Here is a 17,321-nt window from a genome sequence, read left to right on the forward strand (position 1 = left end):
TCTTTCGATCAGTTGCATGCCGCTACCGCCCCCATGGCGCGGCGGCCCGCCTCCACTCTTCTTCGTTCGTTCCGCTTTGTTCCACGCGCTTTTTCATACGCGCATTTCCCCTCAGCCTGATATTCATTCCATGAAAAAACAAATCTTGCAGGCCGTTGCGGCCGCAGCGCTGCTCGGTGCGATTCCCGTGGCGGCTATGGCGCAGAACGCGGCCATCGTCAACGGCAAGCCCGTGCCCAAAGCGCGCATGGACGTGCTGGCCCAGCAACTGGCGGCCGCCGGCCGGCCGGTCACGCCGGAAATGCAGGGGCAGCTGCGCGAGGAAATCGTCGCGCGCGAAGTGTTCATGCAGGAAGCGCAGAAGCAAGGCCTCGACGCCACCGAGGACTACAAGAACCAGCTCGAGCTCGCCCGCCAGGCCATCCTGATCCGCGCGCTGTTCGAGAACTACCGCAAGACCAGCCCGGTCTCGGACGCCGACGTGAAGGCCGAGTACGACAAGTTCGTGGCGGCAAATGGCGGCAAGGAATACAAGGCCCGCCACATCCTGGTCGAAACCGAAGACCAGGCCAAGAAGATCATGGCCGACCTGAAGAAGGGCGCCAAGTTCGAGGACATCGCCAAGAAGCAGAGCAAGGATCCGGGATCGGGCGCCAATGGCGGCGACCTCGACTGGGCCAACCCCGCGAGCTTTGTGCCCGAGTTCTCGGAAGCGATGATCAAGCTCAAGAAGGGCGAGACCACGCCAGCGCCAATCAAGACGCAGTTTGGGTATCACATCATCCGCGTCGATGACATCCGCCAGGCGCAGCTTCCCAAGCTGGAAGAAGTGAAGCCGCAGATCACGCAGCAGCTGCAGCAGCAGCGCCTGCAGAAGTATCAGGAAGAACTGCGCGCCAAGGCAAAGGTCGAGTAAGACCAACCGGGAGCCTTTGCAACCCCATGAAAAAAGCGGCCCGCGGGCCGCTTTTTTTGTTGCCCGCCGCGTGGCGGGCTTGCGTCGATCAGCCCACCCAGCGGCGCGCATTGCGCCAGATCTGCATCCACGGGCTCAGCGCGCTCTTGTCGCCCGAAGTCCAGCTCATCTGGATATTGCGGAACACACGCTCAGGGTGCGGCATCACGGCGGTGAAGCGGCCGTCCGGCGTGGTCACCGAGGTCAGGCCTCCCGCACTTCCGTTCGGGTTGAACGGGTACTGCTCGGTGGGCTGGCCGTGGTTGTCCACGAAGCGCATCGCGCCAATGGCCTTGGCCGCATCGCCGCGGTGCTTGAAGTTGGCATAGCCCTCGCCATGCGCCACCGCGATCGGCAGGCGGCTGCCGGCCATGCCCGCGAAGAAAAGGCTCGGCGATTCGAGCACCTCGACCATCGAGAGGCGCGCCTCGAAGCGCTCGCTCTGGTTGGTGGTGAAGCGCGGCCAGGCTTCGGCGCCCGGAATGATGTCGGCCAGTTCGGCGAACATCTGGCAGCCGTTGCACACGCCCAGGCCGAAGGTGTCCTGGCGGCCGAAGAAGGCCTTGAACTGTTCGGCGAGCTTGGGGTTGAAGGTGATGCTGCGGGCCCAGCCGATGCCGGCGCCCAGCGTATCGCCGTAGCTGAAGCCACCGCAGGCGACCACGCCCTTGAAGTTGGCAAGGTCCGCCCTGCCCGTCTGCAGGTCGGTCATGTGGACGTCGTAGGCTTCGAAGCCGGCTTCGGTGAAAGCGTAGGCCATCTCGACGTGCGAGTTGACGCCTTGCTCGCGCAGGATGGCGACCTTGGGACGATTCTGAAGGATGGCGGGGGCATTGATGTCGCTGCCCTCACCCCTGCCCTCTCCCAGAGGGAGGGGGAGGAAGATGTGCATGCCCGGATCGGTCGGCTCACCGGCGGCGGCGTGTTCGGCGTCGGCGCACGCAGGGTTGTCGCGCTCGCGGGCGATCTTCCAGCTGACCGAATCCCACACCTGGTGAAGGTCGTGCAGCGTGGCGCTGAACACCGACTTGGCGTCGCGCCAGACTTCAAGCTTGCCCTTGCCGGCGTCCATGGTCGAGCTGACGGGCCGCGTCTTGCCGACGAAATGGCTGTGGGCGCTGAGGCCGTGGGCGCGCAGCACCTGCATCACGTCGTTGCGCTCGGCGGTGCGCACCTGCAGCACCATGCCGAGTTCTTCGTTGAAGAGCGCCTTGAGCGTGAGCTCTTCGCGCCGCGCGCTGACCTGCTGCGCCCAGTTCTTGGCGTCGCCGGTTTCCATGCGGCTGTCGGAGATGCCGTCGCCTTCGGTGACCAGCATGTCGACGTTGAGCGCCACGCCCACATGGCCGGCAAAGGCCATTTCGCAGGCGGTGGCGAAGAGGCCGCCGTCGCTGCGGTCGTGCATGGCCAGGATCTTGCCGTCGGCGCGCAGCGCGTTCACCGCATTGACCAGCGCGACGAGTTGCGCCGGGTCGTCGAGGTCGGGCACGGTGTCGCCGCTCTGGTTCAACGTCTGCGCCAGGATGCTGCCGGCCATGCGGTGCTGGCCGCGGCCCAGGTCGATGAGCACGAGGGTGGTGTCGGCCTCTTCGGCGTCGAGCTGCGGGGTGAGCGTGCCGCGCACGTCGGCGAGCGTCGCGAATGCGGTGACGATCAGGCTGACGGGCGACGTGACCTTCTTTGCTTCGCCATCGTCTTTCCACTGCGTGCGCATCGAGAGCGAATCCTTGCCGACCGGAATCGACACGCCCAGTACCGGGCACAGCTCCAGGCCCACGGCCTTGACGGTTTCGTACAGCGCGGCGTCTTCGCCCGGTTCGCCGCACGCGGCCATCCAGTTGGCCGAGAGCTTGACGCGCGAAAGCTCGATCGGCGCGGCCAGCAGGTTGGTGATGGCCTCGGCCACGGCCATGCGGCCAGAAGCCGGCGCATCGAGTGCGGCCAGCGGGGTGCGCTCGCCCATGCTCATCGCCTCGCCGGCAAAGCCCTTGTAGTCGGCGAGCGTGACGGCGCAATCGGCCACGGGCACCTGCCACGGGCCGACCATCTGGTCGCGGTTGCTGAGGCCCCCCACGGTGCGGTCGCCGATGGTGATCAGGAAGCGCTTGGAGGCCACGGTCGGGTGCGCAAGCACGTCGATGGCGGCCTTCTGCAGATCAACGCCCGTGAGGTCGAGTGGCTTGAAGCTGCGCGCCACGGTTTTCACCTCGCGGTGCATCTTGGGTGGCTTGCCGAGCAGCACGTCCATCGGCATGTCGACCGGCTGGACCGCGGCGCCTTCATCGGCCACCAGCAGCTGGCGCTCCTCGGTCGCCACGCCCACCACCGAGAACGGGCAGCGCTCGCGCTCGCAGAAGGCCTTGAACTGTTCGAGCGATTCCGGCGCGATGGCCAGCACGTAGCGCTCCTGGCTTTCATTGCACCAGATTTCCTTGGGTGCCATGCCCGACTCTTCGAGCGGAACCGCACGAAGGTCGAAGCGCGCACCGCGGCCGGCGTCGTTGGTCAGCTCGGGGAAGGCATTGCTCAGGCCGCCCGCGCCCACGTCATGGATCGCCAGGATCGGGTTGGCCGCGCCCTGCTGCCAGCAATGGTTGATGACCTCTTGCGCGCGGCGCTCGATTTCGGGGTTGCCGCGCTGCACCGAGTCGAAGTCGAGCTCGGCCGCGTTGGCGCCGGTGGCCATCGAGCTGGCGGCGCTGCCGCCCATGCCGATGCGCATGCCGGGGCCGCCAAGCTGGATCAGCAGCGAGCCGGCCGGGAACTGGATCTTCTTCGTCTGGGTGGCGTCGATGCTGCCGAGGCCGCCCGCGATCATGATGGGCTTGTGATAGCCGCGCTGCACGGTGTCGATGTCGCTGGAGACCGTCTGCTCGTATTCGCGGAAGTAGCCCAGCAGGTTGGGCCGGCCGAATTCGTTGTTGAACGCAGCGCCGCCCAGGGGGCCCTCGGTCATGATCTGCAGCGGGCTCGCGATGTGTTCGGGCTTGCCGTAGTGGCCCTCTTCCGGCCAGAGCCTCGATACGGTGAAGCCTGTCAGGCCGGCCTTGGGCTTGGAGCCGCGGCCGGTGGCACCTTCGTCGCGGATCTCGCCGCCTGCACCGGTCGAGGCGCCAGGGAACGGCGAAATGGCGGTCGGGTGGTTGTGCGTTTCCACCTTCATGAGTACATGGCTCAATGCGCTATCTTTTTGATAGCTTTGCGAATCCGAACGAGCGACAAAGCGCTCGATGGTCGTACCCTCCATCACCGACGCGTTGTCTGCATACGCAATGACCGTGTGCTGCGGGTTCTGCTTCTCGGTATGGCGGATCATCGAGAACAGGCTCTGCGGCTGCGCCTTGCCATCGATGGTGAACTGGGCATTGAAAATCTTGTGGCGGCAGTGCTCGCTGTTGGCCTGCGCGAACATCATCAGTTCGACGTCGCTCGGATTGCGGCCGAGCCGGGTGAAGGCTTCGACGAGGTAATCGATCTCGTCCTCGGCCAACGCAAGACCGAAGCCGGTGTTGGCCGCTACCAGCGCGCTGCGGCCGCCGGCCTGCACGTCGACCAGCGCCATGGGCTGTGCTGGCAACTCGCTGAAGAGGCTCGCGGCCTGTTCCACCGTGGCGAGCACCGATTCGGTCATGCGGTCATGCAGCGGACCGGCCACGGCGGCCAGCAGATCGCCTTCGAGCACGGTCGCCTTGCCGATCAGCGGCGACTTGAGCTTGAGGTGGTATTGCGTGACGCGCTCGACACGGCGGAGCGCCAGCCCGCAGTTGTGGGCGATGTCGGTGGCCTTGGAAGCCCAGGGCGACACGGTGCCCAGGCGTGGGGTGACGACCACGGAGGTGCCGGCCTTGGCCAGCGCCTCGAAAGGCTCGCCGTAGGTCAGCAGCGCGGCGAACCGGTCGTGATCGGCGGCGCCCAGGGCGGCGTCGGTGACCACCAGGTGCACGAAACGGGCGGCAACGCCTTCGATGCGCGGCTCGATGGCTTGCAGCTTGGGCAGCAGCTGCCGCGCGCGGAAATCGCTGAGCGCGCTGCCGCCCTCGAACAGGGTTACGACGGGAAGGGCTTGGGATGCGGGCTGCGTCACGGTCGAAGGGGCCTTGGGGCCGCGTTGGGAATCAAAGAATCGAGGCGGATGGCCGCTGACTGGGGTCATCCGCGTTAACCCGGAATTTTAGCTTGCTGAATGGGATAATTCCGGGATGAGCATTACCTACAAAGACGCCGCAGGCATCGAAGCCATGCGGGTCGCCTGCCGCCTGGCTTCCGAGGTGCTGGACTACCTCACCCCGTTCATCAAGCCCGGCATCACCACCAACGACGTCGACCGGCTGGCCGCCGAATACATGGTCAAGCAGGGCACGACATCGGCGACGGTGGGCTACATGGGCGCCAGCAGCGTGCCTTTCCCGAAGTCGCTCTGCACCTCGGTCAACCACGTGGTGTGCCACGGCATTCCGAATGACAAGCCTTTGAAGAAGGGCGACATCATGAACGTCGACGTGACCGTCATCAAGGACGGCTGGTTCGGCGACAACAGCCGCATGTACATCATCGGCGACGCTTCCATTGCCGCCAAGCGCCTGTGCCACATCACCTTCGAAGCCATGTGGCACGGCATCATGCAGGTGCGCCCGGGCGCGCACCTGGGCGACGTGGGCTACGCGATCCAGAAGTTCGCCGAAGGCCAGGGCTATTCGGTGGTGCGCGAGTTTTGCGGCCACGGCGTGGGCCAGCGCTTCCATGAAGAGCCCCAGGTGCTGCACTACGGCCGGCCGGGCACGCTGGAAGAACTCAAGCCCGGCATGATCTTCACCATCGAGCCGATGATCAATGCCGGCAAGCGCGAGGTGAAGGAAGACTTCAGGGGCGGCCAGTACGACGGCTGGACCATCGTCACCCGCGACCATTCGCTGTCGGCGCAATGGGAACACACGGTGCTGGTCACCGAAACGGGCTACGAGGTGCTCACGCTGTCCGAAGGCAGCCCACCCCTGCCCTCGTTCGTCACTTCCACGAAAACGTGAGCCGCGCGAGCGGCGCGCGGCCCCGGACTAAGCCGTGATCGAACCAGCCAAGATCGACGTTGCCACGCTGCGCGAAGCCTATCGCGCAAAAAAGCTGGCGCTGTTCGACACCCTGCGCTTTGCGCGCGCGCCCACGCGCAGCGTGCACACCGTGCTGCGCCAGCTGTCGGCGCTGGCCGACCAGACGCTGTGCGCGCTCTGGCGCAACGCCGACTTCGGCGACTCGCTCACGCTGGCGGCCGTGGGCGGCTTCGGCCGCGGCGAGCTGTTTCCTTATTCCGACGTAGACGTGCTGTTGCTGCTGCCGCCCGAAGGCCACGCCAGCGAGATCGATCCGGCGCGCATCGAGGCCTTCATCGGACACTGCTGGGACGCGGGCCTGGAGATCGGCTCCAGCGTGCGCACCGTCGAAGAGTGCCTGGCCGAGGCCGAGAAAGACGTCACGGTCCAGACCTCGCTGCTCGAATCGCGGTTGGTCGCTGGCAACAAGAAGCTGTTCGTGGCGTTCCGCAGGCGCTTTGCGCGGGCCATCGATCCGCAGGCTTTCTTCGTGGCCAAGTCGCAGGAAATGCGGCACCGCCACCAGAAGTACGACAGCACGCCGTATGCGCTGGAGCCCAACTGCAAGGAATCGCCCGGCGGCCTGCGCGACCTGCAGACCATCCTGTGGATGACCAAGGCCGCAGGCTTCGGCAACCGATGGGACGACTTGGCCAAGAACGGCCTGGCGACCTCCTTCGAGGCGCAGCAGATCAAGCGCAACGAAGCCCTGCTCTCGCTGATCCGCGCGCGGCTGCACGTGATTGCCAAGCGGCGCGAAGACCGCCTGGTTTTCGACTTGCAGACGGCCGTGGCCGCGAGCTTCGGCTATGAGGGCGAATCGCAGCGCAAGTCGAGCGAAGCGTTGATGCGGCGCTACTATTGGTCGGCCAAGGCGGTGTCTCAGCTCAACCAGATCTTGCTGCTCAACATCGCGGAGCGGCTGCAGCCGGTGGACGAGCAGCACACGCCGATCAACGAGCGCTTCTTCGAGCGCGCCGGCCTGATCGAGATTGCAAGCGACGATCTCTACGAGCGCGAGCCGCACGCCATTCTCGAGACCTTTCTTCTCTACCAGAAGACCATCGGCGTGCAGGGCCTGTCGGCCCGCACGCTGCGCGCGCTCTACAACGCGCGCCACGTGATGGACAGCAAGTTCCGCAACGACCCGGTCAACCACGAGACCTTCATGCGTATCCTGCTGCAGCCCTACGGCATTACGCATGCGTTCAGGCTCATGAACCAGACCTCGGTGCTGGGGCGCTACCTGCGGGTGTTCCGCAGCATCGTGGGACAGATGCAGCACGACCTGTTCCACGTTTACACGGTGGACCAACACATTTTGATGGTGCTGCGCAACGTGCGGCGCTTCTTCATTGCCGAGCACGCGCACGAATACCCGTTCTGCTCGCAGCTCGCGGCCGGCTGGGACAAGCCGTGGATCCTTTACGTGGCCGCGCTCTTCCACGACATTGCCAAAGGCCGCGGCGGCGACCACTCGACGCTCGGCGCGCGCGACGTGCAGCGCTTCTGCAAACAGCACGGCATTGCGCGCGAAGACGCGAGGCTGATCGAATTCCTTGTTGCCGAGCACCTGGTGATGAGCCAGGTGGCGCAGAAGCAGGACCTGAGCGACCCCGAGGTGATCGGCGCCTTTGCCAAGCGCGTGGGCAATGAGCGCTACCTCACCGCCCTCTACCTGCTGACGGTGGCCGACATCCGCGGCACGTCGCCGCGCGTTTGGAATGCCTGGAAGGGCAAGCTGCTCGAAGACCTGTACCGCTACACCCTGCGCGCGCTCGGCGGGCGCATGCCCGACCCGGACGCCGAAGTGGAATCGCGCAAGCGTGAAGCGCTGGTACAGCTGGCGCTGCATGCCCAGCGTTTCGAGGCCCACAAGGCGCTGTGGGACACGCTCGACGTGGGCTACTTCATGCGCCACGACGCCACCGAGATCGCCTGGCATGCCAAGCAGCTTTCACGCTTCGTGCCGCCGCCCAACGTGCCTGTCGACCCCAAGGCGCCGCCGGTCGTGCGCGCGCATCTTTCGCCCGTTGGCGAAGGCCTGCAGGTGGTGGTCTACACACCCGACCAGCCCGACCTGTTCGCGCGCATCTGCGGTTATTTCGACCAGTCGTCGTTCAACATTCTTGACGCGAAAGTACACACCACGAGCAACGGCTACGCGCTCGACACCTTCCAGGTGGTGACCACTTTCCAGCCCGATCACTACCGCGACCTCATCAGCATGGTCGAGTCGGGCCTTGCGCAGACGCTGACCGAAGCCGGCCCCCTACCCGCGCCCAGCGTGGGACGGGTGTCGCGCCGCGTGCGCAGCTTCCCAATCAAGCCGCGCATCAGCCTCTTGCCCGACGACAAGGCGCAGCGCTGGCTGCTCAATATCTCGGCCAGCGACCGCGCGGGGCTTTTGTATTCGGTGGCGCGCGTGCTCGCACGGCATCACCTGAACCTGCAGCTTGCCAAGATCACGACCCTGGGCGAGCGTGTGGAAGACACCTTCCTGATCAGCGGGCCCGAACTGCAGGGCCAGAAGACGCAGCTTGCGATTGAGACCGACCTGATGGAAGCGCTGGCCTCGTAGGACGCTTTCCGCTTGTTTCATGCGCAGGCGCGTCCTGCGGCATGATGTTGTCGACTTGATTCAACTCGAACGGCAACACCCGACATGAGCCAGAAAACCAATCCCCTCGCAGGCCAGCCCGCACCGCTGGAGCTGCTGGTCAACGTTCCGCGTCTTGTCTCCGCCTACTACTCGGGCCAGCCCGATCCCTCGGTAGCGGCGCAGCGCGTGGCCTTCGGCACCTCGGGGCATCGCGGCTCCTCCTTCGACAACGCGTTCAACGAATGGCATGTGCTGGCGATGAGCCAGGCCATTGCCGACTATCGGCGCCAGAAAGGCATCGACGGGCCGCTGTTCCTCGGCATCGACACGCATGCGCTTTCCACGCCGGCGTTCAACAGCGCGGTGGAAGTGCTCGCGGCCAACGGCGTGGAACTGATGCTCTCGAAGGACGACGAGTACACGCCCACGCCGGCCGTCTCGCATGCCATCCTGGTCTACAACCGCGGACGCACGACGGGGCTGGCCGACGGCATCGTGATCACGCCTTCGCACAATCCGCCCGAAAGCGGAGGCTTCAAATACAACCCACCGAACGGCGGCCCTGCGGGCACCGACATCACTTCCGCGGTCGAGGCTGCCGCCAACGCCTTTCTCGCTAGCGGGCTGCAGGGCGTGAAGCGCCTGCCGTTCGCACAGGCACTGCGTGCCTCGACCACGCACCGGCACGACTACCTGAACACCTACGTCGAAGACTTGGCGCAGGTGCTCGACATGGACGCGATTCGCGGTGTGGAGATCGACCTGGGCGTCGATCCGCTCGGCGGCGCCGGCGTGCACTACTGGCCCGCCATCGCAGAGCGCTACAAGCTCAAGCGCCTCGAGGTGCTCAGCCAGGAAGTCGACCCGACCTTCCGCTTCATGTCGCTCGATTGGGATGGCCGCATCCGCATGGATCCTTCGTCGCCCGACGCGATGCACAAGCTGATCGCGCTGAAAGACCGTTTCGGCATCGCCTTTGCATGCGACACCGACCACGACCGCCATGGCGTGGTCGCGCGCAGCACGGGCTTGATGCAGCCGAACAGCTATCTCGCGGTGATGATCGACTACCTCTACACGCACCGCCCGCAGTGGCCGGCGCAAGCGGCCGTTGGCAAGACGGTGGTGAGCAGCCAGATGATCGACCGCGTCACGGCCCGGCTCGGCCGCAAGCTCTACGAGGTGCCTGTCGGCTTCAAGTGGTTCGTCGATGGGCTGGTAGATGGTTCGCTGGGCTTTGGCGGAGAGGAAAGCGCGGGTGCGACCTTCCTGCGTTTCGACGGCTCGGCATGGACCACCGACAAGGACGGCATCGTGCCCGCACTGCTCTCAGCCGAGATTGCTGCGCGCACCGGACGCGATCCGGGCGAGCGCTACGCCGAGTTGACACAGGCGCTGGGCCAGCCGGTGTCCGATCGCGTCGATGCGGCGGCCACCGTCGAGCAAAAAAAGAAACTGTCCAATCTGTCGCCGCAGCAGGTCAGCTCGAGCGAGTTGGCAGGCGACAAGATCGAGGCCGTGCTCAGCCATGCGCCGGGCAACGGCGCAGCCATCGGCGGTGTGAAGGTCGTCACGGCCAACGGTTGGTTCGCCGCGCGCCCCTCGGGCACCGAGAACATCTACAAGGTCTACGGCGAGAGCTTCAAGGGTGCGGAGCACCTGGGACGCATCCTGGAAGAGGCGCAGCAGCTGGTGGACAAGGCGCTGTCGGCGGGCTGACAAACCGCGAGGCACCGGCTCAGCGGGTGCCCTCTCCCAGCCGCCTCTCGAGCCACACGCTGTAGCGCGACAGCCCGAAGCACAGCACCCAGTACACAGCCGCAATGAAGAGGTAGCCCTCCAGATAGAACGGCCGCCAGGTCGGATCGCCGCCGAGCGCGAGGCCCAGCGCGCCGGTGAGCTCGAAAAGGCCGACCACCGTGACCAGCGAAGTGTCTTTCAGCGTGCCGACCACGTTGTTGGTCAGCGCGGGCACCACGAGCCGCAACGCCTGCGGCAACACGATGTCTCGCTGAACGGGCCAGCGTCCGAAGCCCAGGGCCATCGCCACCTCGGTCTGCCCGCGCGGCACGGCCTGCAGCCCGCCGCGGATGATCTCGGCCAGGTAGGCCGCCACGAACAGCGCCAGGCCCGCGAGCACGCGCACCAGCACGTCGGGCTGCCAGCCAGCGGGCCACAGCAGCGGCAGCAGGAAAGAGGCCATGAACAGCACAGAAATCAGCGGCACACCGCGCACCAGCTCGATGTAGCTCGCGCTCAGCGTGCGCACCACCGGCCAGCCCGAGCGGCGCCCGAGTGCCAGCAGCAGTGCCAGCGGAAAAGCCAGCGCCAGGCCCACCACCGCAAGCCCGATGGTGAGCGGCAGTCCGCCCCAGCGGCTCGTCGGCACGGCGTTGAGGCCGAGCACGCCGCCGCGCATCAGCAGCACGAAGAACAGCAGCGCCACCACCCAGAGCGGCAGCAGCCACCAGCGCCAGCTGCGCGGCCAGGCGCTGAGCACCGTGACGCACGACAGCACGACCACCGCGATGGCCGGGCGCCATTGCTCTTCATAGGGGAAGCGGCCGAACAGCATCGGCCGCCATTTCTCGGCCACCACGCCCCAGCAAGCGCCGTGCTGCACTGCGCGGCAGGCTTCGGCATCGGGCCGGAACACCGCGTGCACCACGCCCCATTCGACGACATGGAAGCCGCCCCACGCGAGCAGCGCGATCAACACCACGGTGGCCAATGCGCGCAGCGGCGAACCCCAGAGCTCGCTGCGCCAGGCGATGGGCCCTTGCGCGACATTTCTCATCGCCAGCCTCGCAGCGCAACGCGCGCGTTGTAGCGATTCATGCCGAAGGAGATGACGAGCGACAGCAGCAGGTAGACCGCCATGATGATCGCGATGCACTCGAAGGCGCGGCCGTTCGAGCCGATGGTGGTGTTGGCCACCGACACCAGTTCCGGATAGCCCACGGCCACCGCGAGCGACGAATTCTTGGTGAGGCTGAGCAGCTGGTTGGTGAGCGAAGGCACGATCACCCGCAGCGCCTGCGGCAGGATCACGATGCGAAGCTGCTGCACCGGCGTCAGGCCCAACGCCTGCCCGGCCAGCACCTGCCCTTGGGATACGGAGAGGATGCCGGCGCGCACGATCTCGGCCACGAAAGCGGCGGAGTAGAAAGACAGGCCCGCAACGATGGTCACGTACTCGGGGCTCAGTGCCGCACCGCCACTCACGCCGAAGTCGCCCTTCTCGGGCCACTCGAAATGCGTGGGCCACCAGCCGCCCTCGCTCGACGCCGGCCAGGGCACACTAAGCCCGCTCTTGCTGAGCCACACACCGGGGAGCAGGCGCACGGGCTCGGTCGGGTCGGGCAGCAGGTTGGCCATGGCAAAAGCCAGCATCAGCAACTGCACCAGCAGCGGCACGTTGCGCAGCAGTTCGACGTACGCGGTGCAGATGCCGCGCAGCAGCACATGCGGCGCGAGTCGGCCAATGCCGATCAGGGTGCCGAGCACGACCGAAAAAATGGCGGCGGGCACCGAGGCGCGCACCGTGTTGATCAGGCCCGCCACGAAGGCCCGCCAGAACGGCTGGCTGGCATCGAAGTCGAGCCAGCCTTCGCTGATGGAGAAGCCCGCGGGCTCGGTCAGAAAGTCGAAGCCCGACCGCACGCCGCGCGCGCGCAGCACTTCGAGCGCATGGTGCACCACCCAGAAGGCGCCGGCCACGACGGCCAGCACCAGCAGCGCCTGGACGACCCAGGCCAGCCAGGCGCCGCGGCGCGAGGCCTCGCCGCTCATCGAACCGGGGGTGCGTAGATCAGGCCGCCCTTGTTCCAGAGGTTGTTGGAGCCGCGCGGCAGCTTGAGCACCGACTTCGGCCCGACGTTGCGTTCGAACATCTCGCCGTAGTTGCCCACGGCCTTGATGGCGCGGAACGACCAGTCCTTGTCGAGGCCCAGCAGCTTGCCCAGGTCTTCACCGGTGCCGACCAGGCGCTGCTGCCCTGGGTCCTTGCTGTTGGCCTTGAGCTCGTCGGCATTGGCCTGCGTGACGCCGAACTCTTCGGCCTCGATGAGCGCGTTGGGCACCCACTTGGCAATGGCAAACCATTCGTCGTCGCCGCGGCGCACCAGCGGCGCGAGCGGCTCCTTCGAGATCAGCTCGGGCAGGATGACGTAGTCGTCGGGGTTCGGCGCTTCCTTGTTGCGCAGGCCCGCCAGCGCCGAGGCGTCGGTGGTGAAAGCCTGGCAACGGCCCGAGAAGAAGGCCTTGAACGAGGCTTCGAAGCTTTCGAACACGACGGTCTTGACCGGGATGTTCTGGGCCCGGAAGTAGTCGGAAACGTTCTTCTCGTTGGTGGTACCCGACTGCGTGCAGATGGTGGCGTTCTTGAGCTGCTTGGCGCTCGTCACCTTGAGCTTCTTCGGCACCAGGAAGCCCTGGCCGTCGTAGTAGGTGATGGTGGTGAAGTTGAAGCCCAGCGATGCGTCGCGCGTGAGCGTCCAGGTGGTGTTGCGCGCGAGGATGTCGATTTCACCGGCCTGCAGGGCCGAGAAGCGCTGCTGCGAATTGAGCGGCACGAAGTCGACCTTCTTGGGGTCGCCCAGCACGGCCGCCGCAATCGCACGGCAGGTATCGACGTCCAGCCCCGACCAGTTGCCCTGCGTGTCGGGCGCGGAAAAACCGGCCACGCCATTGGTCACGCCGCACTTGACGGTGCCGCGCTGCTTGACGGCATCGAGGGTCTTGCCGGCAAAGGCGGGAGCGGTCGCGGCAAGCGCCACGACGGATGCGGCCGCGGCAAGCGCGGGACGGAATCGGCTCTTCATTGGTGTGTTCTCCTCAACAGTAGGCAAAAGGCAGTGTACGGGGCTGCGTGCGAGTCTGCCAAAGAACGGACGGTTGGATGCATATGCCACCAAGCGGCTTGCGGCGGGCTTTTTTCGCCCGCTGCATTCACTAACATACGGCCCTTCAATCACTCTCTCATCAGGAAACCGTTCATGACCAAATCCGACGACACCGGCAAGCTCGTTCTGCGCGTTGCACTCGGCATCCTCATCCTGTTGCATGGCATTGCGAAGGTCGGCAAGGGCGTCGACGGCATTGGCGGCATGCTGGCGTCCCACGGGCTGCCGGCGGCCTTGGCCTACCTGATCTACGTCGGAGAAATCATTGCGCCGGTGTTGCTCATCGTGGGCCTGTTCACTCGGCCGGCGGCGCTGATCGTTGCGATCAACATGGTGGTGGCAATCTGGCTGGTGCACCAGAAGGACATCGGCACGCTCAATAGCCAAGGTGGCTGGGCGCTGGAACTGCAGGGCATGTTCCTGTTTGCCGCGTTGGCCATCAGCCTGTTCGGCGGCGGCCGGTTCGCCTTGGGCGGCAGGTACAACTGAGCGCATGAGCCGGCCGCGAGCCGGCTTTTTTCTTTCAGTCGTCCTCGGCTGCGTCGAGGCCTGGAAACAGGACCTCGGTGTAGCCGAAGCGCGAAAAATCGCGCACCCGCATTGGGTAGAGCTTGCCCAACAGGTGATCGACTTCATGCTGGACCACCCGCGCGTGAAAACCGCTGGCGACTCGGTCGATCGGATCGCCATAGGGGTCGAAGCCGGTGTAGCGGATGTTCGCAAAGCGCGGCACCACGCCGCGCAGGCCAGGCACCGACAGGCAACCTTCCCAGCCCTCTTCTTCCTCTTCGCCGATCGGTGTGATGACGGGGTTCAGAAGCACGGTGCGGGGCACCGGCGGCGCATCAGGGTAGCGGGGATTGACAACGTCTGTGCCGAAGATCACGAGTTGCTGGTCGACGCCGATTTGCGGCGCCGCCAAGCCGGCCCCGTTGACCTCCTGCATGGTCTCGAACATGTCGCGCACCAGGAGGTGCAGTTCGTCAGTGTCGAAGGCGGACACCGGCTGCGCAATGCGCAGCAGCCGGGGGTCGCCCATTTTGAGGATTTCACGGATGGCCATGGCGGGATTATCGCGACCGCCAGGGCCGCTCACCGGCCCACCTTTCGAGAATCAGGGAGGGGTTTGACCCTTGGAGTCGGGCGACGTATACAGCTTCTGATCGCCGCGCGGCGGCTGCGACCGGTACTGCGGCAACGGCGAACCGCCCGACGGCGCCACGGCCGCACCACCGGATTGGCGGCCACCGCCGCCCCAACCCGGACGCGACGGCACGGGCACCGGCACAGGCACTGGCCGCGCGACAGGATAGCCCGGCCTGCCGTAGTAAGGCCGCCCGCCGTCGTAGTATGGCCGCCCGCCGTAGTAAGGACGGCGGCTTTCGTAGTAGCCGCCGCCTTCGATGTAGACGGGCGCCGGCTGAACGACCACCGGATTGTCGTAATACGGCTGCGAGTAGCCCCCGCTGTAGTAGGGGTCGGCAGGAACGCCTACGCAGCCACCGAGCAGCGCAATGCCGCCGATGGCAACGCAGGTACCAAGAACACGAATCTTTTGCATAAGGGACTCCTTGTCAGCCTTCTGTTTTATCAACGCCAGCTTGTAGACCCTGTTGACTGCGCCGGTGTGAAGTCACGTAACGAGCGGTAAGAACACCGCGCCGGCGCCCCTCTTTTCAACCCGGGACGCCATTGGCGAGTATGTCCAGCATCCCCGCCTCGTCGATCACATTGACGCCAATCTCTCGAGCCTTGTCGAGCTTGCTGCCTGCCTCCTCCCCGGCCACCAGGTAGCTTGTCTTCTTGCTGACCGAGCCTGCCACCTTGGCACCGGCGGCTTCCAATTTATCCTTTGCCTCGTCCCTGCTGAGCGTAGGAAGGGTGCCGGTGATCACGAAGGTCAAGCCCGCCAGTGGCTTGGGCGCGCGCGCGGCGGGCTCGCCCTCTTCCCATGTCAGTCCGCAGGCCCGCAGCTGCTCGACCACTTCGCGGTTGTGCGGCTGGTCGAAGAAGGTGCGGAGGCTTTGCGCAACCACCGGACCGACGTCGTTGACCTCGAGCAGCTGCTCTTCGTTCGCGTCCATGATCGCGTCGAGCTTGCCGAAGTGCTTGGCCAGGTCCTTCGCGGTGCTCTCGCCCACATGCCGGATGCCAAGGCCGAACAGGAAGCGCGGCAGCGTGGTTTTCTTGGAGGCCTCGAGCGCATCGACGATGTTCCGGGCCGACTTCTCGGCCATGCGGTCCAGGCCCGCCAATGTCGTGAAGCCGAGCCTGTAAAGATCGGGCAAGGTGCGGATCAGGTTGGCATCGACCAGTTGCTCGACCAGCTTGTCGCCGAGCCCGTCGATGTCGACCGCGCGGCGCGCGGCAAAGTGCAGGATGGCTTCCTTGCGCTGTGCCGCGCAGAACAGGCCGCCGGTGCAGCGATAGTCGACCTCGCCTTCTTCGCGCAGCGCTTCCGACCCGCACACCGGGCACTGGTGCGGCATGGTGAAGAGCGGCCCGCGTTCGGTGCCGGGCCTCGCCAGGCTCTCGGGCACCACGCCGACCACTTCAGGAATCACGTCGCCGGCGCGGCGCACGATGACCTTGTCGCCCACGCGCACGTCCTTGCGGCGTGCCTCGTCCTCGTTGTGCAGCGTGGCATTCGTCACGGTCACCCCGCCGACGAACACCGGCGCGAGCTTGGCCACGGGCGTGAGCTTGCCGGTGCGGCCCACCTGCACTTCAATGCCGAGCACGTCGGTGATCTGCTCCTGCGCCGGGTACTTGTGCGCCACGGCCCAGCGCGGCTCGCGCGAGACGAAGCCCAGCCGGCGCTGCAGCTCGATGCTGTCGACCTTGTAGACCACGCCGTCGATGTCATAAGGCAAGGCATCGCGCTGGCGCCCGATGTTTTCGTGGAACGCGATCAGTTCAATCGCGCCCCTGGCACGCGCAGTCTGCTTCGCCACCGGGAAGCCCCATGCATCAAACTGCTGCAGCCAGTCGAACTGGGTCGAAAACTCCGGCCCGCCTTCGGTGGCGGGCGTGACTTCGCCAAGGCCATAAGCAAAAAAGCTCAGCGGACGCGCCGCGGCAATTGCGGGATCGAGCTGGCGCACCGCGCCGGCCGCCGCATTGCGCGGGTTCACGAACACCTTCTCGTTCTTCTGCCCGGCCGCGATCTTTTCGCGCTGGCGTTCGTTGAGGGCCTCAAAGTCAGCGCGCTTCATGTAGATCTCGCCGCGTACTTCGACCACGGGTGGCGCCTTGCCTTTCAGCCGCAGCGGAATCTCGCGCACGGTGCGGATGTTCTGCGTGACCTCTTCGCCGATTTCGCCGTCACCGCGCGTGGCGGCCTGCACCAGCACGCCGTTTTCGTAGCGCAGGTTCATGGCCAGACCGTCGAACTTGAGCTCGCAGACGTACTCGACCTGGGGACCGTCTTCGGCCAGGCCGAGCTCCTTGCGCACGCGGGCGTCGAAGGCACTGGCGCCACCGGGCGTGATGTCGGTCTCGGTGCGAATCGACAGCATCGGCACCCTGTGGCGCACCTTGGTGAAGCCGTCGAGCACCTTGCCGCCCACGCGCTGCGTCGGCGAGTCGGGCGTGCGCAAATCGGGAAATTCCGCCTCGAGGGCCTGCAGTCGCTGGAACAGCCTGTCGTACTCCGCGTCGGGCAGCTCGGGCGCGTCGAGCACGTAATAGAGGTGGGCGTGCTTGTGAAGCTGTTCGCTCAGTGCGGCGGCTTCGCGTGCCGCTTCGTCGCGCGTGGTCATGGATGTCTCCCGAAC

Annotated in this window: 12 protein-coding genes; 5 read left to right on the forward strand and 7 right to left on the reverse strand. The window is 65.9% G+C overall.

Annotation, left to right across the window (positions count from 1 at the left end; translation table 11 throughout):
- Positions 1-130: 130 nt before the first annotated feature.
- Positions 131-916 carry a peptidylprolyl isomerase gene (locus J2X92_RS23220; RefSeq protein WP_307579153.1) on the forward strand — a complete coding sequence of 262 codons (786 nt, stop codon included), beginning with the start codon at positions 131-133 and terminating at the stop codon, positions 914-916.
- Positions 917-1,004: 88 nt separating this feature from the next.
- On the opposite strand, the gene purL is transcribed toward J2X92_RS23220, so the two are convergent.
- The gene (purL, locus tag J2X92_RS23225) at positions 1,005-5,039 is read right to left on the reverse strand and encodes a phosphoribosylformylglycinamidine synthase (protein ID WP_307579155.1); all 4,035 of its coding nucleotides are present in this window, start codon (positions 5,037-5,039) and stop codon (positions 1,005-1,007) included.
- 115 nt (positions 5,040-5,154) lie between these two features.
- Here purL and map point away from each other — a divergent pair, with 115 nt between their 5' ends.
- The 3 genes from map to pgm all read left to right on the forward strand — a co-directional run bounded on the left by map (position 5,155) and on the right by pgm (position 10,360).
- A complete protein-coding gene (gene map, locus J2X92_RS23230; protein ID WP_307579157.1) occupies positions 5,155-5,979 on the forward strand; it encodes a type I methionyl aminopeptidase in 825 nt (274 codons plus the stop codon).
- Between the two features lie 34 nt (positions 5,980-6,013).
- Positions 6,014-8,620 carry a [protein-PII] uridylyltransferase gene (locus J2X92_RS23235; RefSeq protein WP_307579159.1) on the forward strand — a complete coding sequence of 869 codons (2,607 nt, stop codon included), beginning with the start codon at positions 6,014-6,016 and terminating at the stop codon, positions 8,618-8,620.
- Between the two features lie 84 nt (positions 8,621-8,704).
- Positions 8,705-10,360 (forward strand): phosphoglucomutase (alpha-D-glucose-1,6-bisphosphate-dependent), encoded by a 1,656-nt coding sequence (gene pgm, locus J2X92_RS23240; protein ID WP_307579160.1) that lies wholly within the window; start codon positions 8,705-8,707, stop codon positions 10,358-10,360.
- A gap of 19 nt (positions 10,361-10,379) precedes the next feature.
- On the opposite strand, the gene J2X92_RS23245 is transcribed toward pgm, so the two are convergent.
- Genes J2X92_RS23245 through J2X92_RS23255 form a run of 3 tightly spaced genes read right to left on the reverse strand, consistent with a single transcriptional unit; the run spans position 10,380 to position 13,464 of the window.
- The gene (locus J2X92_RS23245) at positions 10,380-11,438 is read right to left on the reverse strand and encodes an amino acid ABC transporter permease (RefSeq protein ID WP_307579162.1); all 1,059 of its coding nucleotides are present in this window, start codon (positions 11,436-11,438) and stop codon (positions 10,380-10,382) included.
- Positions 11,435-12,433, reverse strand: a complete 999-nt coding sequence (locus tag J2X92_RS23250; protein WP_307579164.1) for an amino acid ABC transporter permease — start codon at positions 12,431-12,433, stop codon at positions 11,435-11,437. Before J2X92_RS23250 ends, J2X92_RS23245 begins: the two co-directional genes overlap by 4 nt.
- Positions 12,430-13,464, reverse strand: coding sequence for an amino acid ABC transporter substrate-binding protein (locus J2X92_RS23255; protein WP_307579166.1), 1,035 nt, complete (start codon positions 13,462-13,464; stop codon positions 12,430-12,432). The genes J2X92_RS23250 and J2X92_RS23255 overlap by 4 nt, the downstream gene beginning before the upstream one ends.
- A 174-nt stretch (positions 13,465-13,638) precedes the next feature.
- Here J2X92_RS23255 and J2X92_RS23260 point away from each other — a divergent pair, with 174 nt between their 5' ends.
- Positions 13,639-14,034 carry a DoxX family protein gene (locus J2X92_RS23260; RefSeq protein WP_307579168.1) on the forward strand — a complete coding sequence of 132 codons (396 nt, stop codon included), beginning with the start codon at positions 13,639-13,641 and terminating at the stop codon, positions 14,032-14,034.
- 34 nt (positions 14,035-14,068) lie between these two features.
- Here J2X92_RS23260 and def read toward each other — a convergent pair whose 3' ends face one another.
- From def to ligA, 3 genes are all read right to left on the reverse strand, one after another.
- Positions 14,069-14,608: a peptide deformylase gene (gene def / locus J2X92_RS23265; protein ID WP_307579170.1), complete on the reverse strand. Its 540-nt coding sequence runs from the start codon at positions 14,606-14,608 to the stop codon at positions 14,069-14,071.
- A 51-nt stretch (positions 14,609-14,659) separates the two neighbouring features.
- The gene (locus tag J2X92_RS23270; RefSeq protein WP_307579172.1) at positions 14,660-15,106 is read right to left on the reverse strand and encodes a hypothetical protein; all 447 of its coding nucleotides are present in this window, start codon (positions 15,104-15,106) and stop codon (positions 14,660-14,662) included.
- 115 nt (positions 15,107-15,221) lie between these two features.
- Positions 15,222-17,306: an NAD-dependent DNA ligase LigA gene (ligA, locus tag J2X92_RS23275; RefSeq protein WP_307579174.1), complete on the reverse strand. Its 2,085-nt coding sequence runs from the start codon at positions 17,304-17,306 to the stop codon at positions 15,222-15,224.
- Positions 17,307-17,321: the final 15 nt, after the last annotated feature.

It is taken from the genome of Variovorax paradoxus (assembly GCF_030811855.1).
GTDB lineage: Bacteria > Pseudomonadota > Gammaproteobacteria > Burkholderiales > Burkholderiaceae_C > Variovorax > Variovorax paradoxus_L.